Origin of the sequence: Caldanaerobacter sp. (assembly GCF_049701115.1) — a bacterium.
Lineage (GTDB): Bacteria > Bacillota > Thermoanaerobacteria > Thermoanaerobacterales > Thermoanaerobacteraceae > Thermoanaerobacter.
The window spans coordinates 1-13,393 of the sequence record NZ_JBNATX010000044.1 but is presented as its reverse complement, the minus strand read 5'-3'; the positions used below and the strand labels follow the sequence as shown (position 1 = coordinate 13,393).

The following is a 13,393-nucleotide window of genomic DNA, read 5'->3' as shown; positions in this document are numbered from 1 at the left end:
CAAGTTTAGTTATCGCTTTGACAACAAGTCGCATTTACACACAAAATGCCACTTCATTATTTTGTCAAGAGTCTGAAAAGTTTAAGCCGGGAGTCCGGCTTAAACTTTTTTATAGCACAAGTACCAATCAGTGCAAGTGTATCCTTCTACATTTTTGAGCCGTTGCTTAAGTTCTGGATAAGTTTTTGGTGGAGGTACAATCACAGGCATTCCTGGATACCAGTTGGCAGGAGCTAAGACCTTGTATTTATCCACTGTTTGAAGAGCATCTATTATCCTTATTATTTCCTGTATATTTCTTCCTATTTCTAGAGGATAGTAGAGGATGAGGCGGAGTATTTGCTTGTCATCTATTATAAATACAGCTCTAACGGTGCTTGAGGAAGTTTCTGCAGGAGATATCATTCCGTACAGTTTTGCAATTTTCATGTCTTTGTCTTCAATTATAGGGAAGGGAATTTCTACACCTGTGGTTTTATATATATTTTCAACCCAAGCAAGATGAGAAGGATTGCTGTCTACGCTCAACCCTATTAACTGTACATTTCTTTCTACAAAACTAGTATAAACCTGTGTGAAGGCTATGAATTCTGTGGTACATACAGGTGTAAAATCCCCCGGGTGAGAAAAAAGCACTACCCATTTTCCGCGGTAATCGGAAAGTTTAATAGGTCCAAATGTGCTGTTGGCTTTAAAATCGGGAGCCGGAGCTCCTATCTGAGGTAGACATACTCTTGGTATACTTTCCAGTGTTTCTGTTTCCATATAATCACCTCTTGATTTTTTCTTGGCTATCTACATTATATTCAAAGGAGAAGGATATGTTATATTGCTAAAACAGCGCTTTATAGGCTATGACAAGTAGAATTATTCCGCTTATTACAGTGCCAAATTGCCCTATTGTAAAAGACCCAATCCTTATGTTGGCAACTTTTGAACCTAATTTCACTCCTCCCCATACCGATATAAAACTTCCTATTGCTGTAGTAAAGGATATTGCAAAAGGGGAAAAACCTAAAAGCCCCGCTCCCAGACCGTTTGTCAGAGCATTTGCAGAAAGAGCGATTCCTAAAAGGATGGCTTCACCTATGCTTATTTCTCCAGAGTTGTCCAAATCAGCGATTTCGGGATTTTCTAAAATATTTTTTATGGATTTTGGGTTAGTAGAATCCTTTAAAGGCATTGAATTTGTACCCTTTCGAGGAAGAGCCATCAAAATAATTCTAAGGCCTATTATGAAAAGCAAGAAGGCTCCAACTATTATAGGTAGGGTTCCTGGAAGAATTTTATTCAGCCACTTGCCAAAAAGTATTCCAGAGAGGCTAAAAAGGAAGGCGATTACAGCTATTATTGTGTTTGAAAAAATGTTTATTTGTATTTTTCTTATGCCATATGAAATCCCTACGCCAAAGTTGTCTATACTGGCTGATACTGCAAATCCGAGGATGATCAACCATTCCATATACTTTCACCCCTTTTCTCTAGCGCTCTATTTATAATACGCGCTAGAAGGAAAAGGGGTGAATCCTGAGTAAGGAATAAATTTAAAAGTGTAAATTAAACGCTAAAAAAAGAAAAAGTTCACGAATTTATTCTATCAAAAATAAATCCTTGGAAATTAATTTTTATAGTGTATAATTGTATTAGATTTTCATTGTTGTGCAAAGTCTTGGAGGTATCTTAAATGAGTCGATTTCTAAAATTGGTTGTTGTTTTAATTTTTGCATTGGTTAGCATTATTGCAATATTGGCATACCAGATAATTTCCTTTGGGTTTACAGAAAAACCGAAAAAGGCTGATGCGATAATAGTTTTGGGGTGTGCAGTATACGGGGATACCCCGAGTCCATTTTTTAAGGAGAGGCTTGAAGAGGCTTTAAAGCTATATAAAAGAGGGTGTGGCCGTTATATAATAATTTCTGGAGGGAAAGGACCAGGAGAGAGCATTTCAGAAGCGGAAGCTGGGAAGAGGCATCTTCTTGAAAAGGGGGTTGCTTCTAAAAATATTTTGCTTGACGATAAATCTTTTTCTACATATGAAAATTTACTTTTTTCAAAGGAAATTATGGAGAAAAATTCATTAAAAACTGCAATAATTGTTTCAAATAAATTCCATTTAAAGAGAGCGAGCGTAATAGCAAAGAGGATTGGAATAGATGCGAGTTTTTCAGGAGTTTTTGTAAAAGAGTATGTTGGAGATGAGGTTTATGGTTTTTTAAGGGAAGTACCGGCACTTTTTTATACCTACTTAAGGGGATGGTAGTGATGGTTGTGTCCTATTGCAAGCTTTACTTAAGAGCTAACTGGGTGCATTCTTTAAAGGAAAAAAGGATGATTACAAAGAGCATTATAGGGAAAGTGAAAAGTCACTACAATGTGTCTATTTCAGAAGTGGAAAATCAAGACGCCCATAAGTCAATTGTAATTGGGTTTTCTGTATGTGGAAGTGATGTTCTTTTAAATAACAAGATAGTAGAAGAAATCATAGAATATATTGAAAGTAGTACAGATGCATACCTGGAAAACGTAGAAAAGGATAACATTATTGTATAGAAAACAGGCATCTGAAAAAACTGCAGATGCCTGTTTTCTATTTAAGAAGAAATGATTAATAATTAATCTAATTTTTTTTCTTCAAAGTATTTTTGTAAGTCTGTAGTTTTAAGGCATACCTTTACATAACCTTCTATGTCTTTTCTTCTTTCTTCAGGAAGTTCTTTTATTGCCTTTAAAAGGAGGTCTTCACTTTTATTTACAGAATATTCTTCTTCGCTTTCTTTTACTTCCAAAGGCATTTCTCCCGTCAATAACCAATCAATAGAGACATTTAGTGCATTTTTTAATTTGATCAAGGCATTGGAAGAGGGCATGGATTTGTTGTTTTCAAGGTCGCTTATGTTTCCAGGAGATAATCCTGTGAGCTTGCTCAAGGCAGGTATAGTGAGATTATTCTTTTTTCGAGCATATCTTATTCTTTCGCCAATAGAATCCATCATGAATCCTCCCTTTTTATCCGAACTACGATATTAGTATTGACATTTTCGTAATTCAGATATATATTAAAAATAGTTAATTATTAATCATATTTAATTTTATCACAAATTTGAATTTGACACTATTATTTTATTGGGGGTGAAATTTTGGGGAAAAGAAAACTTACAGAATTTGGTAAAAAGGTAAATGATCGATTGGCTGAGCTTAATATGACGCAAAAGGAACTTTCCCGCCTTATAGGTACAAGCGAACCTTATCTCAGCATGATACTGAGGGGAGTACGGTCAGGCAAAAAGTACAAGGAAAAGATAAAAAAGATATTAAATATATAAAAGATTTTTTCGACAGCTTTTAATTTTAAGATGGATTAAAATAAAATAATTTCCATTATTCGACTTTGCGAGAAAAGTTGCACAGTTGAAAAACATTGTGATGACTAGATAATAGTGTAAAAGAAAGATATATTCTGTCGATAAAAAATTTTCAAAAAAATAGAGGATTTTTTAGAAAAAAATAGAATATAATAATATGAATTTTGTGTTAAGAATTAATCTTAAAAATAAGTTTTAAGGAGGTAGTAAAAGGATGTATTACAGAAAAGTGAACGGGTACATATCGACATGGGAGGAAGGAGAAAAGGCTGTTTTTACGCGCTATTCGGTTATTATGTCTGAAGTGACGGTTTTTAACGGTAAAGAAGAGGTTAGAGTACCATCTTACGGCATAGAAATCCTACAAGAGGTGTTTGAAAAAGAAGAAAGAATAGACGTAGTAGAGGAAAGAGTCGCAAATGTAAGTCCTTATTTTGAAAAAGTAGACAAGCTTGCTCAGCTTTTTAAAGAGATGAATGTCTCTCCTGTTCACCTTTCAGAACTTATTGATGACATGTGGGAGGACCTTATCAGGGATTACGACATCCAAGCAAAACTTAATAAACTTGCTATTTAAAAGAAGGTTTTTCGCCTTCTTTTATTTTTTTTGAAGGAATTTTGAGACTAAAAGAGAATAATATTAAAAGAAGAAATAATTATGGGGGAATAAAATGGGAATATTTGTAGGATCAGATATTGTAAGTGTTGAAAGGTTGAAGAAAACGGCAAACAGAAGGAAAGGCTTTTTTGAGAAAATTTTTACTGAAAAAGAGAAAATTTTTTTAGAGAAAAAGAGAAATCCTTGGACACACATGGCAGGTCTTTTTTCAGCAAAGGAAAGTGTTGCGAAACTATTGGGGACAGGGATAAGAGGCTTTAGTTGGAGGGACATAGAAATAATACACGATGAATATGGCAAGCCAGAAGTACATTTAAGTGGAAAAGCAAGGATGATTGCATTGAAAAAAGGGATAAAAGAGATAAAACTGTCTATTTCCCATACCTCTGAATATGCGATAAGTGTGGCTGTTGCGGTAGGAGGTGATGATTTTGATTGTACTCACAGCAGAGGAAATGAGAGAAGTTGAAAAAATAGCCATAGAAAAGATAGGAATCCCTTCTATATGCCTGATGGAGAATGCCGGGAAAGAAGTGGCGCTTGAAGTAAAAAGGAAGATGATAGAAAAAGGATTAAAAAGTGCAGTTGTCATCTCGGGCAGGGGCAATAATGGTGGAGATGGCTATGTAGTAGCTCGCAATCTCTATAACTGGGGCATAGATGTAAAGGTATTTGTTTTAGGAAATATTAGTTCCATTTCTAAAGATGCAAAGGTAAACTTAGATGCTATAAGAAATTTAGGAATATATGTAGCAGAGATAAATCAAAAGGAGCATTTAAAATTTTTAGAAAAGAGTCTTAAAGATACAGATGTAATAATAGATGCTATATACGGAACAGGGCTTAAAGGAGAAATCACAGGGATTGCGAGAGAAGTTATAGAGCTTATCAACCAATCGGAGAAGTTTACAGTAGCGGTAGATGTTCCTTCAGGGCTCAATGCTGATACAGGAAGGATAGAAGGGGTAGCTGTGAGGGCTGATGTCACTATTACAATGCACTTTTTAAAGCCAGGGCTTTTAGTATATCCAGGTTTGGAATACGCAGGAGAAGTTATTATTGCTGACATAGGTATTCCATCTAATCTCGCTCTGGATGTTAGGCCCTCTCGCTACTATATACTTCAGCAGGATGTGATTTTAAAGCAAAGAAAGCCAGACAGTCACAAAGGAGACTTCGGAAAGGTGCTAATAATTGCTGGCTCAAAAAATATGGCTGGAGCGGCTTTTATGGCTGCTAAGAGTGCTATTGTGACAGGGAGTGGACTTGTAAGGTTGGCTGTTCCTTCATGTATTCAACCTGTTTTGCAAGGTGCCTTGCCTGAGGCTATTGTTTATGGAATTGAGGAAAGAAACGGAATTCTTTCTCGCGAGGCTTTAGTTAAATTGTTTGAGATCGCAGAGGATTCTGACGCTGTTGCTATCGGACCTGGATTAACTCATGAAGGTGACATTCCTGAGATTGTTGAAGAAATTGTAAAAAATATTAAAAAACCATTGGTACTGGATGCGGATGCTTTGAATGCGCTTGCAGGTCGTTTGGAGGTGATAAAAGGTAGGAAGCTTGTCATTACTCCTCATTATGGTGAAATGGCAAGACTTACAGGGCTTAAAATAGATGATATAAAGAATAATTTATTTGAAGTGGCAAGGACTTTTGTAAAGATGTACGGAGTTACCCTGGTGCTAAAAGGTGCTAGAACTGTTATAGCTGGAAGAGACGGTCGCCTTTACATTAATAGTACAGGCAATGTTGGAATGGCTACAGGGGGAAGCGGGGATGTCTTAACTGGCATGATTGTTTCTTTCTTAGGGCAGGGATTTGGGGAAGACGATGCAGCCATTCATGGAGTCTTTTATCATGGTAAAGCGGGAGATATAGCTAAGGAACAAAAAGGTGAATATGGGATGACAGCCCTTGATATAATAAGTTTTATTCCTGAATCCTTGAGGAAGGGCGTTGAAGGATGATTGATTTGAAAAAGGTCTTAATATTTTTTGTCACATTGATTTTTTTGACTTCTTGTTCTTTTAATCCATCTAAGAAAGTAGAAGATCCTTTTGAACGGATAAATACTTTACTGATAAAATTGGAAAGCTATAGAGCAGATGCAACAGTGAATTTTTATCAGCACAGATTTGATTCAAAGCACAATGTGTTTCAGTTTTACAGTAAAGGCAAGTTTAGATTGGAGGTTTTGGATGAATCAGGAGAAATAGATAAAGTGATTGTCAATGATGGTAAAAGAACATATGTTTTTTTTAAAAAGGTAGGTCAAGTATTTGTTTCAGAAAATCAAAAGGAAATCATACTTTTCTCAATGTTTTCATCTTTTGTAAAAAATTATATAGAAGCTGGGGGAGAGATAGAGAAAAAAGTTTTAGACAATGCTTATTCTGTTACGGTTCCCATACCTGAGAGAAATCTGTTTTTGTACAAAGAGGAAGTGCTTTTTTCAAAAGAAAATTTAAAACCTTTAGAGATTAGGATTTTCGATATAAACAATACCCTTTTTTCTAAGGTTGTGTACACGGATTTCGAGTACAATCCTTCTCTTGAAGAGAACCTGTTTCAAGAGGATACTGTAAAAGAGTCAATGAGATGAACAAGGGGGGATTTTTGTGGAGAATGTGAGGCCAACAAGAGCAGAGGTGTATTTAGATAATCTTATTCACAATTTCAACGAAATAAAGAAAACTGTGGGAAATGGCGTTAGGGTGATGCCTGTTGTAAAGGCTAATGCCTATGGACACGGATCTTATTATGTTGCAAAGGCACTGGTAGAAAATGGGGCAGACTATCTTGCTGTAGCTACTGTAGAGGAGGCATTAGAGCTCAGGGAGAGAGGAATCACTGTTCCTATTTTGGTGTTGGGTTACACGCCCCTTGAACAAGCAGGGGAGGCTATAGAAAAGCAGATTGTCTTTACTGTGTTTGACCTTAAATATGTAAAGGAATTAGAAACAAGAGCTCTAAAAAGAGATAAAAAAGTAAAAGTGCATGTAAAAATCGATACAGGTATGGGGAGAATTGGCTATACAGATATCGATCTGGCAGTAGAAGAGATCAGCGAGATGAAAAGGTTAAAGGGAGTTGAATTAGAAGGAATATTCAGTCACTTTGCAACTGCTGATGAGAAGGACAAGGAATATGCTAAGGAGCAGTTTGAAAAGTTCAAAAAGGTGCTTGAAAAACTTGAAGAGAGGGGGATAAAAATTCCTCTTAAACACATTGCCAATAGCGGAGCCATAACAGATTTGAAACACACTTACTTGGACATGGTAAGACCGGGAATAACGCTTTACGGTAGTTATCCATCCGATGACGTTAATAAAACTTTAGATTTAAAGCCTGTGATGAATTTTAAGACGAAAATAGTCTATTTGAAGGAGGTCCCAGAAAATACTTCTGTAAGCTATGGCCGGACCTTTATAACTAAAAGGCGTAGCAAAATCGCAACTTTGCCAGTAGGATATGCGGACGGTTTGAATAGGCTTCTTTCCAATAATCATCGTGTAATTGTGAGAGGGAAATTTGCTCCAATTGTCGGGAGGATTTGCATGGACCAGACGATGATAGATGTAACGGACATAGAAGGGGTTGATGTTGGAGATGAAGTAGTGCTATTTGGATGGCAGGGAGAGCTTAGCATATCTGCTGATGAGGTAGCCAAAAAACTTAATACTATTCCCCATGAAGTATATTGTGGAATATCTAGGAGGGTACCTAGAATATATATTTACAAAGGAAAACTTCACGGTGTAGAAAATTATTTAAAAATTTAACTTTTATGGTATAAAATTTACAACTCGTTGACATCATATATATGGTGGTATATAATGAATTATATAGGTGCGTAAGGAGGTCCTGAAAGTGGGCGAAACAAAGCGGATTTTGGTTAGTTTGCCACAAAGCCTGCTGGAAGAAGTTGATGTTCTTGCCGCTATGGAAAACAGGAATCGCAGTGAATTTATAAGGGAAGCGATGAAATTGTATATACGAGAAAGAAAAAAGGCACAAATACGAGAAAGCATGAAAAAAGGCTATATGGAAATGGCAGCAATAAACTCTGAACTCGCGGAACTGGGCCTAACCGCAGAGAATGAATGTTTTACAGGTTATGAAATGAAATTAAAAAAGTGTGAGTGAGTATGATAGTAAAAAGAGGAGACTTATTTTATGCCGATTTAAGCCCTGTGATAGGCTCTGAACAGGGTGGCGTTCGGCCTGTACTTATAATTCAAAATGATATAGGTAATAAATATAGCCCAACTGTGATTGTAGCGGCAATAACATCACAGATAAATAAAGCAAAGTTACCTACTCATGTGGAGATAAATGGCTCAGAGTACGGTCTTCAAAAGGACTCCGTAATTCTTCTTGAACAGATACGGACAATAGACAAGAAACGATTAAGAGAAAAAATAGGGCACCTTGACCCTGAGATGATGGAAAAAGTAAATGAGGCTTTGCAGATAAGCCTGGGACTAATCGATTTTTAGAGGGACTTGCGAAATCAAGTTCCTCTTTTTTTGCCATTGTGATATAATATGAATGGTTGTAATTTAGCATCTTTTGTTTTTAGGAAAAAGGGGAGTGAAAACTTGAGATTTAAAAATTTACTTGTATTTGTAATAATCTTTTCTCTAATAGTTTCATTGGTAGCAGATTTTAGAAGAGTTACAGCAGAAAATAAATATGATACTGTGGAATTTGTAGGAGATCTAAAAAGCCTTAAAGATTTTTCCTCTTTTACAGGAGAGGATTTAAGCGTAGTGTTGAGCAAATTTAAAGATGCTGGGATGGATGGAATTGCAGTAAACGAGGTGACTCTGGAAAGTCTCCAACAAGCAGGGAAAATTTCTGTAAGCCTTTTAAAGGACGTTTTAAATCTTTATATTTTGACAGGGAATTTAGGTAATTCTGCTTTGGAGGAATACCTTAAAAGGCTTGACTTTAAAGAAGCTGACCAATTGAGTAATCATATAGTGGTGACTACAAAGTATCCACAAACTTTTCAGTTTTTGAAAGATGCCTTAACTAAGAGAGTGAATGCAAAAGACTTAATAATACTCTCAAAAGGAAATGATTATGCCTTTATAATAGGGAAGCCTAAAGATATTTTTATGACTAAAGGTTTAGGATTTGATGAAAACGAGCTTTTTTACATAAAATCCCTGGGATTCGACTTGATACCTAGGATCGAAAATTTTTCTGGCATAAAGGATAAGGATATAGAAAACTATGTAAATATTTTAAAAAAGTACAAGGTCAAGACCGTCATTTTTAACGGTACAGATGTGCTTGGTAACCCAGAGAAAATTTCGTATGCTGCTTTCTTGTTTAAAAACAATCAAATAAATGTGGGAATTATCGATGTGCCTATGGGGAAAAAGTTACAGGAGGGCATGGGTAAGTTTGCAAAATTTGATGAATACAGAGGGATAAAGGTTTATGGTTTGTCGGAAAAAGAAACGCAGAAATATGACTGGGGAGAAATTGTAAACAAGTGGTTTAGAAGTATTATAGAGAGAAACGTAAGAATTGTGTATGTAAGGGCAAAAATAGACGACTCCAAAAGCTATCATTATAATTTTGAAGAAAATGTAAAGATGCTAAAAAACGCGGCTTATTATGTAAAAAAAGCGGGACTTAAGGTTGGAATTGCTAAGCCCCTTCCTGAGATTCATCAGAGTAAGATACTAGAGGTATTTATAAGTTTAGGAGTGGTAGCGGCGACTCTTTTGATTTTAAATCTTTTTGGTATGAGTGAAGGAGTTATGATTGTCCTTGGGGTTATAGGTTTAGCTGGAGTTTTGGGACTTCTGCTGAGTAGATTTAATGATTTAGGTATAAAAACAGTGGCATTGGCTTATTCTATAATCTTTCCTTCTCTGGGCATAGCTTACTACGTAAATGGGCTAAAAGAATTTTTAAAGAAAAGATCGCGTAGATTTATGGTAGAAGCGCTGAAAGTATTTTTTAGTTCTTTGTCGATTTCACTCCTGGGAGCTTTAGCGATAGGAGCCATAATGGCTGATAGCAAATATATGCTAAAAATTGACTATTTCAGAGGTGTGAAATTTTCTTTTGTTTTGCCCCTTCTGTTTTACGTGTTTTACTATATATGGAGAATATATGATGTAGACAACTTAAAAGCTTTTTGGGATAAAGTAAAAGAATTTTTGAATCTAGATTTGAAGGTGTGGCATGTAGTGGCTGTTGCATTGGCTTTTATAGCAGGAGTGATCTACATATCCCGGACGGGTAACGAGCCTATGATAAAGCCTACAGAGCTTGAGCTTAAATTTAGAGATTTTCTTGAACATACTCTAATTGCAAGACCGCGCATAAAAGAATTCTTGATTGGCGATCCAGCTCTTCTTATCGGGCTTTATACGGCTTTTAGAGGGTTTACAGGGTGGAGTTTTGTAACAGGACTTTTAGGAGCAATTGGAATTTTGTCTATAGCAAATACTTTCAGTCATACAGAAAGCGTGCTTGTCATTGCATTGGAAAGAACCATTTTTGCATGGATTTTAGGAGCTATTATCGGTTTTGTTGGAATTTGGTTTTTGGATAAGGTTCTAAAAAATACAAAAAAGGAGTATTGATATGAAAGCTGTTATATCGGGGTATTATGGATTTGACAACGTAGGGGATGAAGCTGTCTTAAAATGCATTGTTCATGGCTTGAAAAAAAGAGGAGTGGAGGATATAACAGTACTTTCAAATAAGCCTGTGGAAACAAGCAGGAAATATAAAGTGAAAGCTGTGAACAGAAATTCTTTTAAGGAGATTTTCCGGGCAATAAGGGAAGCAGACATGGTTTTAAGCGGTGGAGGAAGTCTTATACAGGATAAGACAAGCAGTAGAAGTTTGTGGTATTATATAGGAATAATGATAATAGGTAAATTGTTGGGCAAAAAAGTGTATGTGATAGGACAAGGTATAGGACCGGTAGAGAAAAAATTCAATAAATGGCTTACAGCCTTTGTCTTAAATAGGGTTGATGGAATTGCGGTGAGAGACCATCTATCTTACGACTTTCTCAAAAGAGATTTAAAAATCAAAAAAGAAGTAGAAGTTACAGCAGACTTTGCACTTGAGTTAGCTTTTGAAGAGGGGGAGGATAAAGTTTTTGGAAAGATACTTGATAAAGAAGGCATAGATCTCTTATCGCAAAAATATTTTTTGATATGTCCAAGAGAATGGGGAAATTTTGAACTTTCGAGGGTGGAACTGGCAAGGGCAGCCGATTTTATAGCCGAAGAACATGGGTATAAAGTAGTGTTCTTGCCTTTTTACAGGGAGGATGTAGAAGAAAGCGATAGAATTGCTACCTATATGAAAGTTCCTGCAGAGATTCTTACAGAAAGATATGAGCTGGAAGAAATATTAGCTATTATAAAGAGAAGTCAGTTTTTAATCGGGATAAGGCTGCATTCCTTGATTTTTGCTTTTATTTCACTGGTTCCTTTTATAGGGATATCTTATGACCCTAAGATAGATGGTTTTCTCCATTCAATTGGAGAGGAAAGTGTGGGGGATGTTAATTCATTTACGGCGGAGGCTATAATAAAAAAGGTCAGGGAGATTATGAAAAACAAAGAGGAATATATAAATAAAATGGCGATTTATCTTGAAGATTTGAGAAAAAAGGCTGAAAAAAATTTTGAGATGATATTCAAGTGAAGGTGTATTTCCATGGATAAGCTGTACATTTTCGGTGTGCCGATTCATAGAGTCAGTATGAGGGAAGCGGTTGAGATTTTAAAAGATTACCTTAAAGAGGATAGGCTTCATATAGTAGCGACCCCCAATGCAGAAATTATAATGATGGCCCAAAAGGATGAAGAGTATAAAAGAATCTTGAATGATACAGACCTCAATGTTCCTGATGGTAGTGGAGTGGTGTTTGCATCTAGGGTTTTTAATGAACCTTTAAAAGAAAGGGTAGCTGGCTTTGACTTAATGATTGAGTTTATAAAATGGGCTGCTTTTCATGGTATTTCGATATATCTTCTGGGTGCAAAACCAGAAGTGGTTGAAAAGGCAAAGGCTAATTTGGAGAAAAGCTATCCTTCAATAAATATAGTGGGAGTGCATCATGGCTATTTTAATGAGAAAGAGGAGGAAATGGTGATTGAAGACATAAATACAAAAAATCCTGAGGTACTTTTTGTCGCTTTAGGAGCTCCAAGACAAGAAAAGTGGATATATAAAAACAGGGATAAACTTAAAGTAAAAATAGCAATGGGAGTTGGAGGAAGCTTTGATGTAATTGCTGGAAAATCAAAAAGGGCTCCGGCTATTTACAGAAGGCTCGGACTTGAATGGCTGTACCGCTTAATTAAAGAGCCTTGGCGTTATAAAAGAATGATGGCACTTCCTAAATTTGCATTTAAAGTTCTTTTTGCTCGTTTAAAAGGAGATTTTTAAACAAAGGAGGTCTTTATGAGAAAGATTACGACAAAGAAAGTGTTGACAGATTTTTTCTGGGTTACGATAGGCACCATTCTTGTAGCTCTTTCTTTAGACCTATTTTTAGCACCTAATAAAATTGCACCTGGTGGAGTCAGTGGACTTGCAGTGGTTTTGCAGCACTTATTTGGATGGCCTATAGGAGCTGTTACTCTTGCTATTAACATTCCACTTTTTTTGATTGCTACAAAGGTTTTAGGAACGGGATTTGGCGCAAAAACTCTTTATTCCACTATACTTCTTGGTGTTGCAATAGATTCTTTAGCCTTTTTGAAGCCTTTGACCCATGATACGATGCTGGCAGCTGTTTATGGAGGAATATTGATGGGAGTAGGGCTGGGTATAGTTATAAAGTATGGAGCAACCACTGGCGGTACTGACATGGCTGCTATGACCCTTCATAAATATATCCACTTCTTGAGCGTGGGCAGAATTTTGCTGATAATAGATTTCATAATAATTACACTGGCAGGTATAGTTTTTAGCGCAGAATTGGCTCTTTATGCGCTTGCTACAGAATTTATAACAATAAAGGTCATAGACCTTATCCAAGAGGGAAGTGGTGATGAAAGGATTGCCATAATAATTTCCGATAAGTACGAAGAGATTGCCAATTCTATTCTCGAAGAAATGGAAAGAGGTGTTACAGAGCTTAAGGGGAGAGGCGGTTATTCCAAACAGGATAAAAATGTTCTACTTTGTGTAGTTACTCGGAGAGAGGTTACGACACTTAGGAATCTGGTAAAAAGCATAGACCCCTCTGCTTTTGTAATACTCTCTACTGCCCATGAGGTGTTGGGTGAAGGGTTCAAAAATATGTAAGAAAAAATTCCCCTTTTTGAGAGGGGAATTTCAGTTTGTTGACAAAACCCATATTAATTTAAGTGGCATTTTGTGTTAATGCTCCGGAGTTGCAAAGCGACTA

The 13,393-nt window shown here is 36.2% G+C and carries 17 protein-coding genes; 14 read left to right on the top strand and 3 right to left on the bottom strand.

All coding sequences use genetic code 11. From position 1 onward, the window contains the following. Positions 1-99: 99 nt before the first annotated feature. Both ACPLVE_RS10050 and ytaF read right to left on the bottom strand, forming a co-directional pair. The gene (locus tag ACPLVE_RS10050) at positions 100-765 is read right to left on the bottom strand and encodes a peroxiredoxin (RefSeq protein WP_424611420.1); all 666 of its coding nucleotides are present in this window, start codon (positions 763-765) and stop codon (positions 100-102) included. Between the two features lie 67 nt (positions 766-832). Continuing rightward, positions 833-1,462, bottom strand: coding sequence for a sporulation membrane protein YtaF (gene ytaF / locus ACPLVE_RS10045; RefSeq protein WP_424611419.1), 630 nt, complete (start codon positions 1,460-1,462; stop codon positions 833-835). A 222-nt stretch (positions 1,463-1,684) separates the two neighbouring features. Between ytaF and ACPLVE_RS10040 the strand changes: the two genes are divergently transcribed. Together ACPLVE_RS10040 and ACPLVE_RS10035 are read left to right on the top strand one after the other, a co-directional pair. Next, the gene (locus ACPLVE_RS10040; protein WP_424611418.1) at positions 1,685-2,263 is read left to right on the top strand and encodes a YdcF family protein; all 579 of its coding nucleotides are present in this window, start codon (positions 1,685-1,687) and stop codon (positions 2,261-2,263) included. Between the two features lie 2 nt (positions 2,264-2,265). Next, the gene (locus ACPLVE_RS10035) at positions 2,266-2,553 is read left to right on the top strand and encodes a DUF503 domain-containing protein (protein ID WP_424611417.1); all 288 of its coding nucleotides are present in this window, start codon (positions 2,266-2,268) and stop codon (positions 2,551-2,553) included. Positions 2,554-2,615: 62 nt separating this feature from the next. Here the strand turns inward: ACPLVE_RS10035 and ACPLVE_RS10030 are convergent, their stop codons facing one another. Continuing rightward, positions 2,616-2,993, bottom strand: coding sequence for a helix-turn-helix domain-containing protein (locus ACPLVE_RS10030; RefSeq protein WP_424611416.1), 378 nt, complete (start codon positions 2,991-2,993; stop codon positions 2,616-2,618). Between the two features lie 147 nt (positions 2,994-3,140). Between ACPLVE_RS10030 and ACPLVE_RS10025 the strand changes: the two genes are divergently transcribed. The 12 genes from ACPLVE_RS10025 (at position 3,141) to ACPLVE_RS09970 (ending at position 13,290) form a co-directional block, all read left to right on the top strand. After that, complete coding sequence (locus ACPLVE_RS10025) at positions 3,141-3,326, top strand: helix-turn-helix domain-containing protein (protein ID WP_424611415.1); 186 nt, start codon at positions 3,141-3,143, stop codon at positions 3,324-3,326. Between the two features lie 253 nt (positions 3,327-3,579). Further along, a complete protein-coding gene (locus ACPLVE_RS10020; RefSeq protein ID WP_424611414.1) occupies positions 3,580-3,942 on the top strand; it encodes a DUF6514 family protein in 363 nt (120 codons plus the stop codon). Positions 3,943-4,036: 94 nt separating this feature from the next. Next, the gene (acpS, locus tag ACPLVE_RS10015) at positions 4,037-4,453 is read left to right on the top strand and encodes a holo-ACP synthase (protein WP_424611413.1); all 417 of its coding nucleotides are present in this window, start codon (positions 4,037-4,039) and stop codon (positions 4,451-4,453) included. Next, positions 4,416-5,954 carry an NAD(P)H-hydrate dehydratase gene (locus ACPLVE_RS10010; protein ID WP_424611412.1) on the top strand — a complete coding sequence of 513 codons (1,539 nt, stop codon included), beginning with the start codon at positions 4,416-4,418 and terminating at the stop codon, positions 5,952-5,954. The genes acpS and ACPLVE_RS10010 overlap by 38 nt, the downstream gene beginning before the upstream one ends. Beyond that, positions 5,951-6,589 carry a LolA family protein gene (locus tag ACPLVE_RS10005; RefSeq protein WP_424611411.1) on the top strand — a complete coding sequence of 213 codons (639 nt, stop codon included), beginning with the start codon at positions 5,951-5,953 and terminating at the stop codon, positions 6,587-6,589. Before ACPLVE_RS10010 ends, ACPLVE_RS10005 begins: the two co-directional genes overlap by 4 nt. Before the next feature lie 16 nt (positions 6,590-6,605). Further along, positions 6,606-7,769, top strand: a complete 1,164-nt coding sequence (alr, locus tag ACPLVE_RS10000; RefSeq protein WP_424611410.1) for an alanine racemase — start codon at positions 6,606-6,608, stop codon at positions 7,767-7,769. 88 nt (positions 7,770-7,857) lie between these two features. Further along, positions 7,858-8,133: a CopG family ribbon-helix-helix protein gene (locus tag ACPLVE_RS09995; protein WP_424611409.1), complete on the top strand. Its 276-nt coding sequence runs from the start codon at positions 7,858-7,860 to the stop codon at positions 8,131-8,133. A gap of 2 nt (positions 8,134-8,135) precedes the next feature. Beyond that, on the top strand, positions 8,136-8,486 hold the full coding sequence (locus tag ACPLVE_RS09990; protein ID WP_424611408.1) for a type II toxin-antitoxin system PemK/MazF family toxin: 351 nt from the start codon (positions 8,136-8,138) through the stop codon (positions 8,484-8,486). Positions 8,487-8,588: 102 nt separating this feature from the next. Beyond that, complete coding sequence (locus ACPLVE_RS09985; RefSeq protein ID WP_424611407.1) at positions 8,589-10,598, top strand: DUF5693 family protein; 2,010 nt, start codon at positions 8,589-8,591, stop codon at positions 10,596-10,598. 1 nt (position 10,599) lies between these two features. Beyond that, positions 10,600-11,679: a polysaccharide pyruvyl transferase CsaB gene (csaB, locus tag ACPLVE_RS09980; RefSeq protein ID WP_424611406.1), complete on the top strand. Its 1,080-nt coding sequence runs from the start codon at positions 10,600-10,602 to the stop codon at positions 11,677-11,679. A 12-nt stretch (positions 11,680-11,691) separates the two neighbouring features. Beyond that, on the top strand, positions 11,692-12,426 hold the full coding sequence (locus tag ACPLVE_RS09975) for a WecB/TagA/CpsF family glycosyltransferase (RefSeq protein WP_424611405.1): 735 nt from the start codon (positions 11,692-11,694) through the stop codon (positions 12,424-12,426). Positions 12,427-12,441: 15 nt separating this feature from the next. Continuing rightward, positions 12,442-13,290, top strand: coding sequence for a YitT family protein (locus tag ACPLVE_RS09970; protein WP_424611404.1), 849 nt, complete (start codon positions 12,442-12,444; stop codon positions 13,288-13,290). Positions 13,291-13,393 lie beyond the last annotated feature (103 nt).